The 19,103-nt window shown below is 64.8% G+C and carries 15 protein-coding genes; 5 read left to right on the forward strand and 10 right to left on the reverse strand.

The window, feature by feature from the left end:
- Positions 1–59: 59 nt before the first annotated feature.
- Genes BBG20_RS13325 through BBG20_RS13370 form a run of 10 tightly spaced genes read right to left on the reverse strand, consistent with a single transcriptional unit; the run spans position 60 to position 12,126 of the window.
- On the reverse strand, positions 60–1,403 hold the full coding sequence (locus BBG20_RS13325; protein ID WP_065904222.1) for a HAMP domain-containing sensor histidine kinase: 1,344 nt from the start codon (positions 1,401–1,403) through the stop codon (positions 60–62).
- A complete protein-coding gene (locus tag BBG20_RS13330; protein WP_065904281.1) occupies positions 1,403–2,134 on the reverse strand; it encodes a response regulator transcription factor in 732 nt (243 codons plus the stop codon). The genes BBG20_RS13325 and BBG20_RS13330 overlap by 1 nt, the downstream gene beginning before the upstream one ends.
- Before the next feature lie 41 nt (positions 2,135–2,175).
- Entirely contained in the window at positions 2,176–3,399 is a 1,224-nt protein-coding gene (locus tag BBG20_RS13335) for a dipeptidase (RefSeq protein WP_065904224.1), read from the reverse strand.
- Positions 3,396–4,760, reverse strand: coding sequence for an MmgE/PrpD family protein (locus BBG20_RS13340; protein ID WP_158267383.1), 1,365 nt, complete (start codon positions 4,758–4,760; stop codon positions 3,396–3,398). The genes BBG20_RS13335 and BBG20_RS13340 overlap by 4 nt, the downstream gene beginning before the upstream one ends.
- Positions 4,761–4,762: 2 nt before the next feature.
- Positions 4,763–5,476, reverse strand: coding sequence for an SDR family NAD(P)-dependent oxidoreductase (locus BBG20_RS13345; RefSeq protein WP_083221386.1), 714 nt, complete (start codon positions 5,474–5,476; stop codon positions 4,763–4,765).
- Entirely contained in the window at positions 5,473–6,717 is a 1,245-nt protein-coding gene (locus BBG20_RS13350) for an FAD-dependent oxidoreductase (RefSeq protein ID WP_065904230.1), read from the reverse strand. Before BBG20_RS13350 ends, BBG20_RS13345 begins: the two co-directional genes overlap by 4 nt.
- Complete coding sequence (locus BBG20_RS13355) at positions 6,714–7,460, reverse strand: amino acid ABC transporter ATP-binding protein (RefSeq protein WP_065904232.1); 747 nt, start codon at positions 7,458–7,460, stop codon at positions 6,714–6,716. The genes BBG20_RS13350 and BBG20_RS13355 overlap by 4 nt, the downstream gene beginning before the upstream one ends.
- Before the next feature lie 3 nt (positions 7,461–7,463).
- Positions 7,464–8,144, reverse strand: coding sequence for an amino acid ABC transporter permease (locus BBG20_RS13360; protein ID WP_065904234.1), 681 nt, complete (start codon positions 8,142–8,144; stop codon positions 7,464–7,466).
- Positions 8,141–9,733, reverse strand: coding sequence for an ABC transporter substrate-binding protein/permease (locus tag BBG20_RS31800; RefSeq protein ID WP_226939949.1), 1,593 nt, complete (start codon positions 9,731–9,733; stop codon positions 8,141–8,143). The genes BBG20_RS13360 and BBG20_RS31800 overlap by 4 nt, the downstream gene beginning before the upstream one ends.
- Positions 9,733–12,126 carry a TonB-dependent receptor plug domain-containing protein gene (locus tag BBG20_RS13370; protein ID WP_065904236.1) on the reverse strand — a complete coding sequence of 798 codons (2,394 nt, stop codon included), beginning with the start codon at positions 12,124–12,126 and terminating at the stop codon, positions 9,733–9,735. The genes BBG20_RS31800 and BBG20_RS13370 overlap by 1 nt, the downstream gene beginning before the upstream one ends.
- A gap of 348 nt (positions 12,127–12,474) precedes the next feature.
- Between BBG20_RS13370 and BBG20_RS13375 the strand changes: the two genes are divergently transcribed.
- The 5 genes from BBG20_RS13375 (at position 12,475) to BBG20_RS13395 (ending at position 19,101) form a co-directional block, all read left to right on the forward strand.
- Positions 12,475–13,371 carry a LysR family transcriptional regulator gene (locus BBG20_RS13375; protein ID WP_083221388.1) on the forward strand — a complete coding sequence of 299 codons (897 nt, stop codon included), beginning with the start codon at positions 12,475–12,477 and terminating at the stop codon, positions 13,369–13,371.
- A 565-nt stretch (positions 13,372–13,936) separates the two neighbouring features.
- Positions 13,937–14,857: an ABC transporter substrate-binding protein gene (locus BBG20_RS13380; RefSeq protein WP_065904240.1), complete on the forward strand. Its 921-nt coding sequence runs from the start codon at positions 13,937–13,939 to the stop codon at positions 14,855–14,857.
- The gene (locus BBG20_RS13385; protein ID WP_065904242.1) at positions 14,854–15,957 is read left to right on the forward strand and encodes a phosphotransferase enzyme family protein; all 1,104 of its coding nucleotides are present in this window, start codon (positions 14,854–14,856) and stop codon (positions 15,955–15,957) included. Before BBG20_RS13380 ends, BBG20_RS13385 begins: the two co-directional genes overlap by 4 nt.
- Positions 15,958–15,959: 2 nt before the next feature.
- Positions 15,960–16,826: a sulfurtransferase gene (locus BBG20_RS13390; protein WP_226939947.1), complete on the forward strand. Its 867-nt coding sequence runs from the start codon at positions 15,960–15,962 to the stop codon at positions 16,824–16,826.
- A 127-nt stretch (positions 16,827–16,953) separates the two neighbouring features.
- A complete protein-coding gene (locus BBG20_RS13395) occupies positions 16,954–19,101 on the forward strand; it encodes a TonB-dependent siderophore receptor (RefSeq protein ID WP_065904247.1) in 2,148 nt (715 codons plus the stop codon).
- Positions 19,102–19,103 lie beyond the last annotated feature (2 nt).

Here is a 19,103-nt window from a genome sequence, read left to right on the forward strand (position 1 = left end):
GGCCATCAAAGATCGCAGATGATAATCAGATGCAATTGCGAGTAAAGAACATTAACTTTCTAAACATTTGCCGTGGGCAGGCGCAGATTCATGCGCAATCCCGAGGCCCCCTGGGTCGCCCACAGCTCGCCGCCCTGCAGTTCGATGGCACGCCGCGCGATGCTCAATCCCAGGCCAAAACCCGTGCCCACCGTGCCGTCCAGCCGCAGGTAGGCTTCAAAGATGCGCTGCAGATCGCCCTCGGCAACGCCTGGCCCCTGGTCTTCGATCACCAGCCACCAGCGGTCGCCATCCCGCTGGCCGCTCAGGCGAATCACGCCGTTGGGCGGTGAGTGGCGGATGGCGTTGCGCAGGATATTTTCCACGGCCTGGGCAAAGCTGTTGAGGTGTACGTGCACCTGGCACGTACTGTCCAGCTCGCACACCAGCGCTTCGAGCGGCCAGCCGGTTTCGAAATGCGCGTCCTGCACCAGCGCTTCCCAGACGGAGGCCACCACCACCGCTTCGGCTTCCAGGCGAGGTTTTTCGGTGTCGAGCCAGGCCAGGTTGAGGGAGTCGTCCACCAGCCGGCGCATCTCCTCCACTTCCCGTGACAGGCGTTGCTGCAACTGCTCGGGCGGCAGGCCGCTGTCACTGGCGATTTTCAAACGTGCCAGCGGCGTGCGGATTTCATGCGACAAGGTGCGCAGCAATTGCCGCTGCTGATTAATGCTCTGGCGCAGGCGCTCGGCCATGTGTTCATAGGCCCGGGCCAGTTCGCCGAGTTCATCCGGCCGGCGCGTCACGCTGCTGCTGGCCAGCGGTGCGAGGTCGCCGGCACTCAACGCGTTGGCGCGTTCGCGCAGTTCATTCAACGGCTGCACCAGATGGCGGTACAACACCAGCCCCAGTGCCAGCGCCAACAACGCCGGCACCAGGCCGTGGGTGAACACATGGGTCCACGGCGTGAGCCCTGGCGGCAACAGGCGTTCAGGCAATTGCATCACCAACCGCCCACGCTCGGGGTGCTCCGGGAAAGCCATGCTCACGTACGGCAATTCGTCTTCGAGGCGCTTGCTCATTGGCCAACTGAGCTTGCGCATGAACGTCAGGTGGCTGACCTGTTCGGCGCTCAACGGCGTGGTGCCCAGGCTTTGCAGGTAGTCATCCAGCACCGCCACCCAGGTGTGTTCGCGCTGCTGCAATGCCAGGCGCCAGCGCTCTACCGCCGCGGCGTCGCCAGTGGCTGCCACGCGCTCGGCCTCGGCCGCATAGGCAGCCAGGGCGATGCGGTCGGACGCCTCCAGGAAGTAGGTGTTGCGCTCCACCCGCAAGCCCCAATTCCACACCAGCCATACCAGCAGCAAACAGGCACACACTTGCAGCAGCGCCATTTTCCACAGCAAGGGATGACGACGTTGCATCAGGCGCCGTCGCACAACAGCACATAACCCTGATGGCGCACCGCGTCGATGCGGATGCCCTGTACCTCGACGGCAGCCAGCTTGCGCCGCAGGTTGCACACGTGCACATCAAGGCCACGATCCAGGCGGGTGTATGGCCGGTGCAGCACATGCTGGTAGAGGAAGGCCTTGGTCAGTGCCTCGCCTGCGTGCTCATGCAGCGTGCACAACAGGCGGAATTCCGAAGAGGTCAGGCCGGCGGCGCGGCCGTCGAAGCTGACGTCCCGCGCCTGCGCGTCGAACGCCAGGGCGGAATGCCGCGAAGGCATCGACGGCGCCCGCGTGCCGCAATCGATCGCCACGCGCCGCAGCAACGCGTCGATGCGCACATCCAGTTCGGCCAGGCTGAAGGGCTTGGGCAGGTAGTCATCGGCGCCTTGGCTGAAGCCGGTGATGCGATCCTGCTCGGCGCCCAGGGCCGACATCAGGATCACCGGCGTACCGCGCTCCTGGCGCAGCCGCGCCAGGATATTCAAGCCACTTTCACTCGGCAGCATGATGTCCAGCAGGATCAATTCCACCGGTGCCTGCAGCGCCAGGTCCAGGCCCTGGCCACCGCAATGGGCGCTGTTCAAGGCAAAGCCGCGCCGGCTGAGATGGTTGCTCAGGTGCGTGCACAGCTCGACGTCATCCTCGATGATCAGGATGCGCGGGCTGGGGGATAAAGACGGGGCCAGATGATAAGTATTCACAATTACGTCAGTTTCGCATTCGACGAAACATTTCGCAATGTTCATTCACCTCGGCACTGTCCCTCAGCCTGCAATTGACGCCCCTGCGCTTGCGCCCGGCCCACCAGGCGCAGCAAGTTACCGCTCCAGATGTTGCCGATATCCGCCTCGCTGTACCCGGCCTGCAGCAACGCTTCGGTGATCTTCGGCAACTGGCTGACATCCTCCAGACCCCGCACCCCGCCACCGCCGTCCCAGTCCGCGCCGATCCCTACGTGCAGCGGCCCGACCTGCTCCAGCGCGTGCAGCAGATGGCGCATGAAGTCGGCAAAAGTCGCCTGGGGGTTGGGATAACGCTGCTGCACGTCGAGGATCTGCGCCGACAGCGCCTGGAACTGCGCCGGCTGCAGCGCCGGCATCAGGCGCAAGCGCTCGAACAGCGGCTTGAGCGCCTTGTCACGCTGGGGATTGGGCGGCTGCGCGATCAGGTAGCTGCCATAGGTATTGACCTGAATCACCCCGCCACTCGCCGCCAGGCGACGCATGCGCGCGTCGTCGAGGTTGCGCGGGTGCGGGTTGATCGCGCGGCTGCTGGAATGCGAGACGATGATCGGCGCGCGCGACAAGGCGAGCATCTGGTCGAACGCCTGGTCGGACGCATGTGAGGCATCCAGCAGCACGCCCAGGCAATTGGCGCGCTGCACCAGGTCGCGCCCGACCGGGCTCAGGCCGTGCCATTGGGGAATGGCGGTGGCCGAATCCGCGACTCGATTGTTGGCGCTGTGCACCAGGCCAAGCATGCGCAGGCCGAGGCGCTGATAAGTCGCCAACAGCCGTGGGTCGGCAGCCAGGGGCTCGGCGTTTTCCATGCTGATAAACACCACACGCTTGCCCTCGTCAGCCAGGCGTGGCGCATCCTGCGGCTGCAACGCCAGGCCGAATTGCGCCGGGTAGCGCGCCACCATGTCGCGAATACGCGTCAGGGTCGCCAGGCCTTGGTCGGCGGCCCGTGCCACGCCGGCTTCATCGTCGCTGCCCTGGGGCGTGTACACCGCCCAGAAACCGCCGTCGAGACCGCCTTCGACCATGCGCGGCAGGTCGACCTGGGACAAGTCTTCACGGCCATGCCGCTGCAAAATACTCCAGCCCGGGCGCGACAATTGCCGAGGCGTATCCAGGTGGCTGTCGAGCACCAGCAAGCGCTCATGCAGCGCACGCGCCTGGGGGCTGACCTCGGCGTACGCCGGCACAATCGCCAGGCTCAGCAGCAGTGCGAGCAACCTCATGGGCCGATCCCGAACAAGCGCTCGGCCTGCAGCGGCGCCGTCACCAGCGCCTGCAGGGTCGCCAGCAACGGGCCGTCACACAGCGCGTGCAACTTGGCGTGCAACAAACCATCGCGGCCGGCCGCATCCAGCGCGGCATCCGGCCCGTCATAGGCCAACTCGACCGACTCGCCGGTCAACGCGTGCACACTCAAGGCCGCAGGAAATCCTCCGCTGCGCGCTTGGCGCTGGTCCATCTCGGCACTCGCTTCAATATGCACACGCGCCATGAACGCCAGCACCTGCGGATCGGCAAGCGCCTCGCCCTCGAAGTCTTCCAGCGCGGCGCGCCCGCGGACAAAGGCGCTGGCCACCACATACGGCAAGCTGAAACGCGCGGCCAGGTCATTGTCGATCGCCCGGGTCGACAGCGACCGCGCACTGCCGGCGTTGACCCGCACCACCACGCTCACCACCTGCCCCGCCGGCACCTGCTGACGCAGTTCCAGCGCCAGGCGAATCGCCGTCTGGCAACCAAAACAGGCGGGATACGGTTTGATCGCGAAGCTGTCGAGGTGCTTCTCCAGCGGATCGGCGGATAAAAACCCATCCTGTGCGGTATCGAATCCAAAGCTGGCCAGCCAGCCGTGCTCGCCGGTCAGGAACGCCGCCGGCCCGGTGGCGCCCGCCTGGGCGAGCAACACCGACTGCACTGCGTGCTGGGCGGAAAACCCCACGGCCAGGTCCTTGTCCTGGCTGTAACTGCCCACCGTCGGCGACAGCGCCGACAGCAACCCGGCACTCAGGGCGCTGGCGGCAATGGCGGTGCCGTGACAGGCGCGGTCAAGGTCGTCATCGAGCAACGCCGAACCACCCAGCGCCGCGGCCACCGGTGCGATCAGCGAGGTGGTACGAAACCCCGCCTGCGCCGTGCGGTGGCCACGTCCCAGGGCCTCGGCCAGGGAAATATTGGCCGCGAAGGCGATCCACAGCGCCCGCAGCAAGCGCTCGCCGACCACGCCATGCTGTTCGGCCAGCGCCAGAATCGCCGGGATGATCACCACGGCGGCGTGCCCGTTGTTACGCGGGTTGATCAACACCTCCTGGAAGTCCAGCGCCTCGGCGGCGGTGCCATTGAGCAGCGCGGCGCGCGCGGGGTCGGTGCGCAGCGTCGCGCCCCACACCGAGCAACCGGCGGCGACCGGCTGCGCCAGGGCACTGTCGATGCGGGTGCCGCCCACTTGATGGCGCCTCGCGTACGCGGCGATCGCCACGGTGTCGGCGAGCAGCCGCCCGAGCGCACGCGAGACCGCGTCGGGGATGGGAGCCTCAAGCAATAGCAGATGTCGTGCGACCCACTGCCGGTCTATCGTCGTTGCCACGGTTATTGAACCCCTTGCGCCATGATGCCGCCATCGATCACGAAGTCCGTGCCGTTGGCGTACTGAAAAGCCGGCCCGGTAAGGGCGACGATGGCCTGCGCCATTTCCCGGGGTTCGGCGAGCCGGCCCAGGGGAATGCTGGCCAGAAGATGTTGCTCATCCAGGCGCCCGGCCTCGATGGCGCTTGCGACCATGTGCGTGCGGGTGTAGCCGGGGCTCACGGAGATCGCGCGCACCGAGGCCGCGGCGAAATCCAGTGCCAGCACCTCGGTCATTGCCACCACGCCGGCCTTGGCGGCGGCGTAGCTGGCCCGGCCGGGGCCGGAACGGTGAGCGATGAATGAAGCGATGTTGACGATCAACCCGGCGCCCGACGCCGCCAATGCTGGAAACACCGCCTGGCAGCTGTAAAACGCGCCGCTGAGATTGGTCTGCAGCACCGCCTGCCAATCTTCGGCGCGCATATCGATGGCCGACGCGCGGCGCGCGATACCGGCGCAGGTCACCAACACGTCCAGGCGCTGCAAGCCTTCGGCGGCGCGCTGGAGGGCGGCCGGGTCACGCACATCCACGGCGGTGATGGGAAACCCGGCCTGCGGATTCGGCGCCAGGTCCCAGCCGATCACTTCGGCGCCCTGCTCCTGGAATACCTGGGCCACGGCCAGGCCGATGCCACTGCCGGCACCGGTGATCAACACACGTCTTGAAGGGCTCATAGCAAGGCGCCTTGTTCAATTAACACACGTTTCACCGCATCGAACCCGATGCGCTGCGCCAGCCGACTGGACAGCGCGGCCGACACGCCCGCTGCATGCCCGGTGGCAAAACTGGTGCCCATCACCCGCACGGAGCCGAAGGCGATGTCGTCGGCACCAATCGAGCTGCCGGCCAGCCACAGGTTGTCGCTGCCTTCGGGAATCAGTGCACCAAACGGCACATGGAACCAGCCGTGGTGCGGGATGGCGCGGTACTCTGTAACGCCGGACTGCGGGTGCAACTCACAAGGCCAGCCGGAACGGGCGATGCCATTCGAGCGTTGGCGTGCACTCAGCGCGTCGTCGGCCACCACGTCCTGCTGGGAGATCACGCAGCGGGTGGAGCGGATGCCCAGTTGCGGCCCGCTGGTTTCCAGGATCGCCTGGGCGAACCCCGGCACGGTGCGGCGCAACGATTCGAGGTAGTCATGGGCGATTGTGCGGGCTTCGATTTCGGCACGGGTCAGGTAGTGCGCGTCGGTGTTGACCAGGTCGACATCGATCATCATCGCCCAGTAGCTGCCCGACCACGGCAACGGCACGAAGTAACCGCCATTGTTGCGCGCCAGGTGCCGCCGTGTGCGCCGTTGGTAGTCGATGACGGCCGCTTGCAGGGCCTCGCGGTCCGGCGCATGCCCGGGCTCGACATTGCCGATGCGCACGGTCAGGGTCGCGGCCTGCAGGCGTGGGCGCAGGCTGTGCGGGGCGATCATCGCCGCCACATTCGCGTTGCCGGTGGCATCCACCACACTGCCGACCTCGAGGCGCAGGCTGCCTTCGGGATGGCTGCACAGCAAGGCGTCGATATGGCCGTTCTTGCCTTCGGTAGCGATGACACGGCAATGCAGCAGCGGCGTGATGCCGGCGTTCAGCACCAGGCGATCGAGCACGGTCTTCAGGCGTTCGGGGTCGAGCAGGATGATCCAGTTACCCGAGCTTTGCAGCACCGGTTCCACCGAATGCCCGAACGCCTGCAGGGCGTCCAGCACCCGCTGCCCCATGCCGGCCACGACCCGCTCCGGCGTCGGGCCGCTGGTGAGGAAGCCACAGTAAGACTGCACCCCGGAGATGGTCGCAGTGCCGCCGAAGAAACCATAGTCCTCGATCAACACCACGCGCCGCCCACACTCGGCCGCTGCGAGCGCTGCGGCAATCCCGGCCGCGCCACCGCCGACGACGGCCACGTCATAAAAGGCGCTCATAGCACGGTGTCGAGAAAGTCACGGGTACGCGGGTCCCGTGGGGTGTCAAAAAATGCCTCGGCCGTGGCGTGCTCCACCACCTCGCCCTGATCGATGAAATACACGTAGTCGGCGACCTCGCGGGCAAAGCGCATCTCATGGGTGACCAGCACACAGGTCATGCCCTGGGCGGCGATCGAACGGATAACCCCCAGCACTTCTTTCACGGTGTGCGGGTCGAGGGCGGCGGTCACCTCATCAAACAGCATCACCTGGGGCTGCATGCACAGGCCCCTGGCGATTGCCACCCGCTGCTGCTGGCCGCCGGACAACTCGCCGGGATATGCCTGTTCCTTGCCTTCCAGGCGCACCTGTTGCAACAGCGCGCGGGCTTCTTGCTCCACGGCGTGGCGGTCGCGCCCGAGGACCTGGATCGGGGCCATGCTGACGTTCTGCAACACCGTGCGATGGGGAAACAGGTTGTAGCTCTGGAACACGATGCCCACCCGCTGGCGCAACTGCTGCAGGGGCAATTGCGGGCTGCCGATCAGTGCGCCGTCGAGGGTGATTTCGCCCTGGTCGATCTCGGCCAGGGCGTTGATGCAGCGCAACACCGTGGACTTGCCCGACCCCGACGGGCCAATGATGCACACCACTTCGCCACGCCCCACGGCCAGGTCGATGCCTTTGAGCACCGGCGTGTCACCGTAGGCCTTGCTCACCGCGTGCAAGGCGATAAAGGGGTTTTCCAGGATACGTTTCATGGGTTACCTGTAGGCCAGGCGCCGTTCCAGGGAACGGGCCAGCAGTGAAAGCGGAAAGATGTAGAAAAAGAACAACGCCAGCACCAGCCCGTAGACCGGCAGCAGCAAATCGGTGCGCGCGGTGGCGGCGAGGATCTCGCGGCTGGCACTGAGCAACTCTCCCACCCCGAGCAGGCTGGCAAGCGCGCTGGACATGGTCACCACGCAGTACAGGCCCAACGCCGGCGGCACCATCAGCCGCAAGGCCTGGGGCAGGATCACATGACGCAGTTGGGCCACCGGGCCGTAGCCCAGGGCGGTGGCGGCTTCCCACTGGGTCCGTGGGATCGACTGCAAGGCGCCGCGCACGATTTCCGAAGCATTGCCCGCCGCCGGCAAGGCCAGGGCAAAGACCGCCTTGAGCCACGCCGGCAAGCTGATCACCGTGCCAGCCAGGTGCCATTCATAGGGCAGCAGGTGCATCACAAAAAACATCACCACCAGCCACGGTGCGTTACGCAGCAACTGCGTCAGCCCGCGTGCACCCAGCCGCAGCACGCGCGAACGGGCGCGCTGCAGGGTCCCCAGGCAGACACCGGCGAGGCACGCCAACAGCATCGCCAACGCACCGATCCACAGGTTCAGCGCAAAGCCCTTGAGCATCAGCGGCAGCCATGGCAACAGGGCCACAATCACTTCGTTCATGCGCCACCCCCGGGAATCTGCAGGCGCCGTTCCAGGCGGTGCAGTGCCCAGGCCAGCACTGCCATTGCGCAGAAATACGTGACCAGGACCAGCAGCATCATTTCCACCACGTTATACCGCTCACTCCAGATTTCCTGGGCGCTGTACAACACCTCAGGCACTGCCACGGCGTAGGCAATGGAGCTGCCCTTGATCAGCTGCACCATGTTGTTGCCCAGCGCCGGCAAACAGGCACGCAAGGCCAGGGGCAACTGGATATGCCACAGCCGACTCGCGCGCCCATACCCCAAGGCCAGGGCCGCGTCGCGGGTGCTGGGCGGCACCGCGAGCAGCCCGGCGCGCACGATTTCCACCGCAAACGCGCCGTAATGCAGGGTGATGCACAACGCCGCCAGCCCGAACGGGTTGGCGTACCAAGGGGCCGCGCCACCCTCCAGGCCGCCGCGCAACAACGCGCCGACGCCGAAATAAATGAAGTACAACTGCGCCAGGCTGGGCGTATTGCGCAGCAGCTCGACATAACCGCGCACCAGCCAGCGCAACGGCCGCGAAGCCCCCATCGCCAGCGCACCGAACAGGCCGATCAAGCACGAACCGAAAATGCCAATGGCCGAGAGTTGCAAGGTGGTGACGATGCCGGAGGCAAATTGGCGGGCGGTCCAGCCGTCGTAGAACACCGGAAAATTCCAGCCGGTGCGGGTATTGAGACGTTCAAATCCGTCGGTGAGGCGTTGCAGGAAATACGGCAGGCTCTGTTTGTCCTGCGCCGCACTCTCGACTTCGCTCGGGTCCAGCGGATGCTTGTGGGGCAAGCCGAAGCGGCTTTCCAGTTCATATAGGAAACCGCTCTGGCGCCAGTGCAACGCCAGTTGCTCCAGAAGCTCGCGCCACTGCGCGTCGCCCTTGGCCACGGCCATGCTCCAGGGGGCTTCGAGAATCACCGGCAACTGGATGCGATAGCCCTGCCATTGCTGGCTATCCTGCAGGCGCAGGCGCGCCACCGCCTCGTCCATCACCTGGCCGATGCAGCGTCGATCACGCAGGGCCTGGGCGCTTTCGGTGAGCCCGGCGAACGCGAGGATATTGACCCCGTAACGCTCGGCCACCGCCTGGTTGTAGGTCGAGCCCTGGCTGCTGCATAACGTCGCACCGCGCAGGCTTTCCCAACTTGCCACCGGCTGGTCGTCACGGGTCAGCAATACCGCGCCAGAGGCATAGAAGCCCGGGAAGATGAAGTCCACCAGGCGCTGGCGTTCTTCGGTCACGCTGAAGCCGGTGATGATCACGTCGCACTTGCCCTGCTGCACGAACGGCACGCGATTGGCGCCGCTGGTCGCGATGGTCTGTGCGCCGATCTCGCGGCCCAGGCGCTGGCTGAGGGATTGGCGCAGGCTTTCCAGCAGGTCGGCATTGAAACCCACCGCCTGCCCCGACGGCGTCAGGTAGGCGAACGGACGGTTCTCGACATTGGTGCAGGCGTTGACCACCCCACGCGCGTGGATGCGCTGCAACACCGACCCGTCCTCGGCCATCGCGCCCAGCGCAGCCGTCAGCACGCTGACCGCCAGCCAGGCCTTGAGCAACCGCATCACCACGAATACGTCGCCTTGAGGTAGTAGAACGCGCCGTTCATGCCGAATGGCGAGTAGGAGATGTAGTTGACGTTCTGATGGCCGGGGTTGTTCAGGCTATTGCGTTTGTCCGGGTAGGCGTCGGTGACGTTGTCGCCGCCCACGGTGAATAGCCAGTCGGTGTAGCGGTAGCTGGTGGACAGGTCCAGCACCCATTTGGCATCGAAACGCTGGTCGTAGGCTGCGCCGGTGTTACTCACCGCCAGGAAGCTGCCGTAGCGCACGAGGTTGGCGTGCAGGCCCCAGTTGTCTTTGCTGTAGTCGGTGGAAAACGACAGCTTGCTGCGCGGTGTGCTGTCGGTGAGTACACCGTAGCGGTCGCGGCGGTCGATGCGGTCCAGGTTCAGGCCGCTCTGCGCCAGCGCGGTGGGGTTGTCCTTGATGTCGGTGACGCGCGTCTTGCTGTAGCTGTAGCCCACGGTGCTGTTGAGGCGACCGCCATTGTCGAAACGGTAGCGATGCTGGCCGGTGAGGTCGACGCCACGGGTCTGGGTGTCCACCGCGTTGGTGAAGTAGCGCACCGACTGGTAGAGATCGGTGGCAATCCCGTTGGCCGCCAGGTAAGCCTGGCCGGCGGCGGTTTGCACGTTGAGGTTGCTCGACAGGGTCACCCGGTCATTGATGTTGATCTGGTACACATCGAGCGTGGCGCTGAAATCATCAGTCGGTTGCAGCACCAAACCCAGGCTGATGTTGCGCGACTTCTCGGCCTTCAAATCCTCTGCACCGAGCAAGCGTGCAATCGGCGAATCCACCGAGGCGGTGAGCTGGTCCTGGTAGGCGTTGATCGACGTGTTGAGGGCGCTGGTGGTCGCCGAGTAATGCTGTTGCGCCAGGGACGGCGCGCGGTAGCCGGTGGACACACTGCCGCGCACGGCGACCACCGGGTTGAAGTCATATCGGCTGGAGAACGAGCCGGTGGTGGCACCGCCGAAGTCGTTGTAGTCGTCATGGCGCAGGGCAACCGAGGCGCGCCATTTATCGGTCAGGTTGGTTTCCAGGTCGATGTACTGCGCCACCACATCGCGGCGGTAGCTGCCGCTGTCGCCGGGCTTGAGGCCGGAGAAACCTTCGGCGCCGGTGCCGTAGTAGGAGTTGGCTTCGCCGCTGCTTTCCTGGTAGGTCTGGTGCTGGTATTCCAGGCCGAACGCCACCGACAACGGGTTGCTCAACAGCGGCACCGCCAACTCGTTGCTGAAGTCCAGCTGGTACACCGCCAGGCTGCTGGTGAGGCTGCCGTCATCGAAGTTCTGCTGGGCATTGCCGGTGTCGCGGTACAGGTAACGGTTGAGGGTGTCGCGGCTGCTGAGGTCGATTTCATTGCGACCGTAGTCGACGCTGGCGTCCCATTTCCAATCGGCCAACAGCCCACGCAGGCCCATTACCAGCGATTGGTCCTGGGTCTCGGCGTGCAGGCGCGGCAGGTAGCCTTCAGGGTGCGCAGCGCGGTCGAAGGTGGAAGCGCGACCGTTGCGAAAGGCGTCCCAGGTATCGCCAGTGGACTTGTTGTAGCCGGCAAACCCGTAGGCGGTCAGGTCGTCGCTCAAGGCGTATTCGGCGTTGAGCATGACCTTGCCGTTGGTGATGTCCGGGTCGCCAAGGCGATACGTGGTGCTGCCATAACCCGGTGCGCCAGGATTGCGATTGTCCGGGCCGGCGCGGTTGGTAAAGTCGTTGTTGTTGCCGTCGAAACTCAGGTGCGCACTGCCGCGCTCGCCGAGTTTGAAACCGGTGTCGGCGTCGACATGACGCTGGATGCCGTCGCCCTTGGAGTACTGGCCGTAGCTGGTGGTGACCTGCCCGCCCTCGTCATCTTTCTTGAGGATGACGTTGATCACCCCGGCAATCGCATCCGAGCCGTAACGCGCCGATGCGCCGTCGCCCAGCACTTCGATATGGTCGATCGCCGACAGCGGGATCGCCCCCAGATCCACCGGCGCCGAGCCACGGCCCTGAGTCACGTTGGTGTTGAGGAAGGCACTGGTATGCCGACGCTTGCCATTGACCAGCACCAGCACCTGGTCCGGCGACAGGCCGCGCATCTGCACCGGGCGGATGATCCCGGTGAACCCGGAGCTGGCCGGACGCGGGAAATTCAAGGACGGGATCAACCGCGACAGGGCTTCGGACAACTCGTTGCTGCCAGTGCTTTGCAGGGTTTTGCTGGACACCACCTGGATCGGTTGCATTGACTCCAGCACAGTCCGGTTTTCCGAGCGCGTGCCGGTCACCACCACCGCATTCAACTGCGGGGTGGTGTCGCTGTCTTCTGCCGCTTGTGCCTGCATGCCTGCCACGACTGCCACCACCGCGAGCGACAGCCTGCACTGTTTGAACCTGCCCTTGATCATTCCTTATTCCCCAGCCAACAGCCGTCACCGCGCCCTGACATAAACGCAGGGGCAGTGGCTGTCGAACATTTGTCTATTCAAAAGTTGATAAAAGAGTGGCCAGGGGGCAATTCGGTGGTGTGTTGATTGCTTGCCTGGTATGTCACACGGGGCCCAATTTACCTGCCCTGCGCGGCCATACCTATGGAAAAAACAGCGGCCAACACTAACTTTTACTCATGTGGCACTGCGGTTATATGGTTAAAAGAACACGGTCTATTTAAAGCCGGTTTATTGATTGAGCGCGATAAAAGATCAGGCTATAAGTGATCGGTTTTATCAACAGGCAATACCCGAGTGCTCTAACTTATGAATCTTCGCCAGATGGAAGTCTTCCGTTCCATCATGCTCACCGGCAGCATCGCGGGCGCCGCCGAGTTGTTGCATATCTCCCAGTCCGCCGTGAGCAAAATGCTCAGCCACACCCAGCAACGTGGTGGTCCCAAGTTGTTCGAACTGGTCAAGGGCCGCCTGGTCCCGACCAGCGAAGCGCGCGAGCTGTACGAAGAGGTCGAGCGGCTGTGGCGCAACGTGGAACGGGTGCGTGAGTTGTCCAGCGAACTGGCCAACCCGTCCAAGGGCAACCTGTACATCGCGGCCTCCCCCAGCCTGGGCATGTCGGTCGTGCCGCAGAGCCTGGCGCAGACGGTCAAGGAGCGGCCGGACCTGAGCGTGAAAGTGATCCTGCCGCTGCCCGGCGCCCTGACCGATGTGGTGGCGGAGAAAATCGTCGACATCGGCATCACCACCTTTGAAGTCGACCATCCCAGCATCACCGTGCACGCCCGCTATAGCTGCCCGTTGGTGTGCATCATGGCGCCGACACACCCGCTGGCCTCACGCGAGTCGATCAGCCCCGCCGACCTGATCGGGCATCGCCTGATCTCGGTGCCGTTGCAGGAGCTGTATGGCATCAACGAGGAAAAGGTCTACGGCGACGTGCTCGCGCAACTGAACATCGGCCTGCAAGTGCGCTCGGGGTTGATCGCCAGCCTGTTCAGCCTGGCCAGCGGCGAGATCGCCGTGGTCGACGCCCTTGCGGTTTCCGGCAACCTGCTGCCGCTGGTGATCAGGCCTTTCGACAGCCCGGCGGCGGTGAACATCTCGGTGATCCACAACAGCTTCAAGCCACTGTCACCCCAGGCGCTGCTGTTTCGCGACATGGTCATGCAGCACCTGCAAGGGGTGTCTGCCAGTTATCAGTGATGTCGGGGGACATATCCGTTGTTTGGGTAACGGCTGCTGATGGTTCCGCCCTTGCGGCGGGTCACTTTTGGAAGGACCGGAAGGCCGGCCCAGCCAAAAGTGACCAAAAGGCTCTTGCCCCACCACTCGGTGCCTAAGATCAGATCACAAGCCAAATCAAGAGCCAGGGCCAGGGCAGACCACTGTCTATCTGACAAATGGAGATCCAAATGTGGGAGCGGGCTTGCTCGCGAATGCAGTGTGTCAGTCAACAAATTCATTGGCTGATCCACCGCATTCGCGAGCAAGCCCGCTCCCACATTTTTGACCGTGTCCGGCTTCCTTCCCTAGGCGAGGTGCCGAGTGTTGGGGCGAGAGCCCTTTTGGTCAGGCCGGCATTCTGGGCTCTTTTCCAAAAGCGACCCGCCGTAAGGTCGGAACCATCAGCAGCCGTTACCCAAAAAACGGATATGCCCCCAAAAGCCCCACCCAGTTATATCCATAGCAATAAACGATATTGGTATATACCAGATTGCTCCCTTATAAATCGCCCCCATCACAGGACGTTGGGCTGGAGTAACACGCGATGGTGTCGGTAAAGGTAATGCTGGAGTACTTTCATCCCTGGCCGAATTCGGCGGGGTTGTACCTGGCACGGGAACGCGGCTGGTATGAAGAACTGGGCCTGGATGTAGAGCTGGTGGTGCACGACCCCTACCGTGGCGACACCCTGCAGCACCTGCTCACTGGTGCCGCGGATTTTGGCGTGTTCCCCAGCAACCGCCTGCTGGTGCGCCGTGGCCTCGGCCAGGCGCTGCAAGGCATCGCGGCGATCAACCATGCGGGGCTGGAGTCGATCCAGACCCTCACCGACTCCGGCATCCGTCGCCCCCGCGACCTGGTGGGCAAGCGCCTGGCCCTCAACCCGACCCCGCGCGGCCTGGCCATGGTGCGTCACCTGGTCAGTCGCGATGGCGGCGATCCCGATGGTGTGATCCTGGTGGACAGCGGCGTGCGCGAGCTGCGCCCCGAGCAGTTGGCCGAGGGCGTCGCCGATGCCAGTTTCGGTGGCTACTGGGCCTGGGAAGCGCTGATGCACAGCCCTATCGAAGACGCGCGCCGGGTGGTGCTGCCGGTCGACGAGATCGGCGCGCCGGCGTATCACAGCTACCTGCTCGGCGCCCACGAGCGCACCCTGGCAGACCGGCCCGAGGTGGTGCGCGATTTCCTCGCAGCCACTGCCCGCGGTTATCTGGCGGTGGCACAGGAGCCGTCGATTGCCCTCGCCGCCTACGAGCACACCACGCCGTATTTTCCGGCGGAATTGCTCAGCGCATCGCTGCATAAAATCGCCCCGACCTGGCTGCATCAAGGTCGCTGGGGCGAGCAACGCCAGGCGCTGCTCGCCCCCTACGCCGAATGGCTGCACGCGCATGCGGTGCTCGACAATCCGCAGGTGTGGGAAGGGGCAACCAGCAACGCCTACCTGCCCGAGGTGCACGCATGAATCCGCAACGCACCGCCCACGGCCTGGGGCTGGAGCCCGTCGCGGCCGACTGGCCGGCCCTGCACGAAACCGATATCGAACAGCTGCTGCACGACTACCCGCAACTGGGCCCGCTGCAGAGCCTGCACTGGCACAGCCCGCGACCGTTTTCCGCCGCCGGCCTGATCACCACTGGCGAGGCGACGGTGTTCGTCAAACGTCATCACCAGCACGTGCGCCAAGCCGCGTGGCTGGAGGAAGAACACCGCCTGATCGCCCACCTGCATCGCCACGGCGCGCCAGTGGCCGCGGTGCTGCCGAACCGACACGGGGCGACGGCAACCACGCAAGGCGTGTGGACCTATGAAGTGCACCACGTCGCCGAGGGCCTGGACCTGTACCGCGACGCGCTGTCGTGGTCGCCGTTTCAAAACACCCGGCACGCCCTCGCCGCTGGCCAGGCATTGGCCCGTCTGCACCTGGCCGCCGAAGCCTATGACGCCCCTCAACGCCAGACCCAGGTGCTGCTGGCCAACGCACGGTTGATAGAACAATCAAACCCGCTGGAAGGCATCAGCAGCCCCTACCTCGCCGACAAGGAGTGGCGCACTCAACTCGGCGAGTTGCTGTTGCCGTGGCACGCAGAGCTGCACCCGCTGTTGCGTGAGCAACCGCCACTGTGGACCCACAACGACTGGCACGCCTCCAACCTGCTGTGGAATGCCGACGGCAGCGTTTCCAGCGTGCTGGATTTCGGCCTGGCCGACCGCACGTTCGCCCTCTTCGACCTCGCCACTGCCATCGAACGCAACGCCGTGCCCTGGCTGGACCTTGATACGGGTGGAATAGCGCGCGCTGATCTCGACAGCGTGGATGCCCTGCTCGCCGGGTATCACCAAGTACGCCCATTGAGCACCCGCGACCTGCTCACCCTCAGCGCCCTGTTGCCGCTGGTGCACGTGGATTTCGCCCTGTCCGAGGTGGCGTATTACCAGGACGTGGTGGGCTCCACCGCCAGCGCCGATATCGCCTATTACGCCTACCTGCTCGGTCATCTGCGCTGGTTCGCCGGTGCCGAGGGGCAACGGTTGCTTGGCCATATCCGGCGTAAAAGCGTATGAGCATGCTGGTCGATACTCAGTGGCTGCACGCGCATCGGGCTGATCCCACGCTGGTGATACTGGATGCCACGGTGGTATTGCCGTCGCCGGCGTTCGATGGCGATTACCGCGTCCAAAGCGGCGAAGACGGCTGGTTGCAGGCGCATATTCCAGGCGCTCGACATGCAGATCTATTGACTGACTTGGCCGACACCCACGCCAGTTTCAGCTTCGCCCTGCCAACGCCTGAAGCGCTGGTAAACAGTTTGGCCAAGCTCGGCGCCGGCCAAGGGAAAACCCTGGTTATCTACGACCGTGCCGATGGTTTCTGGGCCGCTCGCCTGTGGTGGATGCTGCGCGGCGCAGGCATCGACGCCCAGGTACTCGATGGCGGGTTCAACGCCTGGCGTACCGCCGGTTTGCCTGAACACAACGGCCCAGCCGAGCCGGTCATGCCGGTGCAACCCTGGGCAATCAACCCGCGTGCCGGGCTGTGGATTGACCGCCGCGGCGTCGAAGCCATCGTCGCCGGGCAAGCACCCGGCGTGTTGATCTGTGCCCTTGGCGCGGCGCTGTTCGAAGGCACCGCGCCCACCCGCTACGCCCGACGCGGGCACATCCCCGGCAGCCAAAACCTGCCGGCCCGCGAGTTGTTCGACGCCCACGGCCGCTACCTGCCCAAGGATGCCCTGGCCCTGGCCATCGGCCCCACGCTGCTGCACAGCGAAGGCCCATTGGTGCTGTATTGCGGCGGCGGCATCTCGGCCGCCGCCAACGCCCTGGCCCTGACCCTGCTGGGTCGCCAGGACATCGCCCTCTACGACGGTTCCCTGCAGGAATGGGCCGCCGACGCACGTTTACCAATGACTACCGGAGCAGCTCCGGCCTGACGCCACTTTCGGCGAACTCGGCTTTTTCATTTCGTACTGGCAACCCGTTCGTTGCGCAGCGCTGGGCAGCCTTTTGCCCGATAAAAGCGTACGGCAGCGGCGGTCCGGCCCTTGGAGCGCTCCTTACATGGCTACACCTTATCGCCACACCCTGCTCGCCTTGAGCATCACTCTCGCCGCAACTGCGGCGCATGCCCAGGAGGCGACCCTGGACACCGTCACCGTGGTCGGCCAGGAGGCCAGCGATTACCAGGCCAAAAAAGCCGCCGTGGCCGGCTTTGACAACGCGCCGTTGCTGGACACCCCGGCCTCGGTCGCGGTGATCACCGAAGCCCGCCTGAAAGACCAGCAGGCACGCCTGCTCAGCGAGGTGTTGAAGAATGACGCGTCGGTAGGCGACAGCTACGCCCCGGTCGGCTACTACGAGAATTTCGTGGTGCGCGGCTTCGCCCTGAACCCGGCCAGCAGCTACAAGATCAACGGCCGCACCATCACCGGCGAGCAGAACGTGGCGCTGGAAAACAAGCAGCAAGTGGAAGTGCTCAAGGGCCTGGCCGGCCTGCAGAGCGGCGTGTCCGAACCCGGCGGGCTGGTCAACTACGTGAGCAAGCGCCCGGAGAATGTGCGCTCGGTGACGGTGTCCACCAACGAGCAGGGCGAGCGCTACCTGGCCACCGATATCGGCGGCTGGCTCGGCACCGAGCAACAGGTGGGCGTGCGCATCAACCTGGCCCACGAAGACATCCGCTCCTATGTCGAGCACGCCGACGGCAAGCGCGATTTCGCCTCCCTGGCGCTGGACTGGAACATCAGCCCCAACGCCTTGCTGCAACTCAACGCCGAGTACCAGAACCGCGAGCAGCGCTCGGTGCCGGGTTATCAATTGCTCGGCGGCACCGAGGTGCCGCACCATGTGTCGCCCAAGGACCTGCTGGCGTACCAGAGCTGGTCGAACCCGGTGGGCATCCAGTCGCTGAACCTCGACGGGCTGTTTGAATACCGCTTCAACGAAGCCTGGAAAGCCAGCTTCAGCGCGTCGCGCAGCCGCGTGGTGATCGACGACTACAGCACCTTCGCCTGGGGCTGCTACGGCGCCGCCAGTTGCGCGAACACCGCCGTGCCGAACCACTTCAGCGCCGAGGGCGACTACGACATCTCCGACTACCGCAGCCCCGACGACACCCGCAGCAACGAGGAAGCCCAGGCGGCCCTCAACGGCCAGTTCGACACCGGCTTTCTCAAGCACGACCTGACCTTCGGCACCACCGCCTTCCGCCGCCTGGTGGACCGGCGCAAGTCGGTCAACGAGTACATCGGCGAGGGCAATATCTACCAGCCGTCACCGGTACTGGAACCCTACGACGGCCCGTTGGGGCACACCTACCGACGCCTCGACAGCCGCCAGTACGGCCTGTTCGCCAGCGATCGCATCAGCTTCAACGAACAATGGCAAACCCTCCTCGGCGGGCGCCAGGTCCGCCTCGACGAAGAGACCTACAACCAGGCCGGCGCCACCACGCGTCATACCCAGCGCAGCGTGTTCCTGCCCCAAGTGGCGCTGATCTACAAACCGCGTCCAGACACCTCGCTGTACGCCAGCTACAGCAAAGGCCTGTCGCTGGGTGGCGAGGCCGCGTGGTTCAGCAGCAACGCCGACGAGGTATTGCCGCCGACCACCTCGCGCCAGCTGGAGGTCGGGATCAAGCGTGACTTCCAGCGCCTGAGCCTGACCGCTGCGCTGTTCCAGATTACCCAGGACCTGCAATACAACCGCCCCAACGACGACGGCAGCATCACCTTCGTGCAGCAAGGCAAGCAGAAGAACGTGGGGATCGAACTGTCGGCCAACGGCCGCGTGACTTCCGACCTGCAAGTGTCGGCCAGCATCGCGGCGATCCGCGCCGAAGTCGACGGCAGCGGCACCGAAGACTACGACGGCCACCAGGCGATCAACGTGCCCAAGCTGCGTGCCAGCCTGCACGGTGACTACAACATCCAGGCGGTACCGGGCCTGGCCCTGCTCGGCGGGGTGCAATACAGCGCGAGCAAATACGCCAACCGCGAGGCCACGGTGAAAGTCGACGACTATGCGGTGTTCGATGTGGGCGGTCGCTACACCACCAAAGTCGGCGATTACGCTACTGTGCTGCGCCTGACCGTCGACAACCTGTTCGACAAACGCTACTGGCGGGACGTGGGTGAATCCGCAGGCGACGGCTACCTGTTCCTGGGGGCGCCGCGTACCGCACGGCTGTCCGCCACCGTCAATTTCTGAGG

The organism is Pseudomonas aylmerensis, assembly GCF_001702265.1.
Lineage (GTDB): Bacteria > Pseudomonadota > Gammaproteobacteria > Pseudomonadales > Pseudomonadaceae > Aquipseudomonas > Aquipseudomonas aylmerensis.

Excerpts from the sequence above, each read along its gene's own strand:
- BBG20_RS13345 (WP_083221386.1), bottom strand. The coding sequence starts at position 5,476 with ATGAGCCCTTCAAGACGTGTGTTGATCACCGGTGCCGGCAGTGGCATC.
- BBG20_RS13375 (WP_083221388.1), top strand. The coding sequence starts at position 12,475 with ATGAATCTTCGCCAGATGGAAGTCTTCCGTTCCATCATGCTCACCGGC.
- BBG20_RS13390 (WP_226939947.1), top strand. The coding sequence starts at position 15,960 with ATGCTGGTCGATACTCAGTGGCTGCACGCGCATCGGGCTGATCCCACG.
- BBG20_RS13385 (WP_065904242.1), top strand. The coding sequence starts at position 14,854 with ATGAATCCGCAACGCACCGCCCACGGCCTGGGGCTGGAGCCCGTCGCG.
- BBG20_RS13370 (WP_065904236.1), bottom strand. The coding sequence starts at position 12,126 with ATGATCAAGGGCAGGTTCAAACAGTGCAGGCTGTCGCTCGCGGTGGTG.
- BBG20_RS13395 (WP_065904247.1), top strand. The coding sequence starts at position 16,954 with ATGGCTACACCTTATCGCCACACCCTGCTCGCCTTGAGCATCACTCTC.
- BBG20_RS31800 (WP_226939949.1), bottom strand. The coding sequence starts at position 9,733 with ATGCGGTTGCTCAAGGCCTGGCTGGCGGTCAGCGTGCTGACGGCTGCG.
- BBG20_RS13355 (WP_065904232.1), bottom strand. The coding sequence starts at position 7,460 with ATGAAACGTATCCTGGAAAACCCCTTTATCGCCTTGCACGCGGTGAGC.
- BBG20_RS13380 (WP_065904240.1), top strand. The coding sequence starts at position 13,937 with ATGGTGTCGGTAAAGGTAATGCTGGAGTACTTTCATCCCTGGCCGAAT.
- BBG20_RS13360 (WP_065904234.1), bottom strand. The coding sequence starts at position 8,144 with ATGAACGAAGTGATTGTGGCCCTGTTGCCATGGCTGCCGCTGATGCTC.
- BBG20_RS13335 (WP_065904224.1), bottom strand. The coding sequence starts at position 3,399 with ATGAGGTTGCTCGCACTGCTGCTGAGCCTGGCGATTGTGCCGGCGTAC.
- BBG20_RS13325 (WP_065904222.1), bottom strand. The coding sequence starts at position 1,403 with ATGCAACGTCGTCATCCCTTGCTGTGGAAAATGGCGCTGCTGCAAGTG.
- BBG20_RS13350 (WP_065904230.1), bottom strand. The coding sequence starts at position 6,717 with ATGAGCGCCTTTTATGACGTGGCCGTCGTCGGCGGTGGCGCGGCCGGG.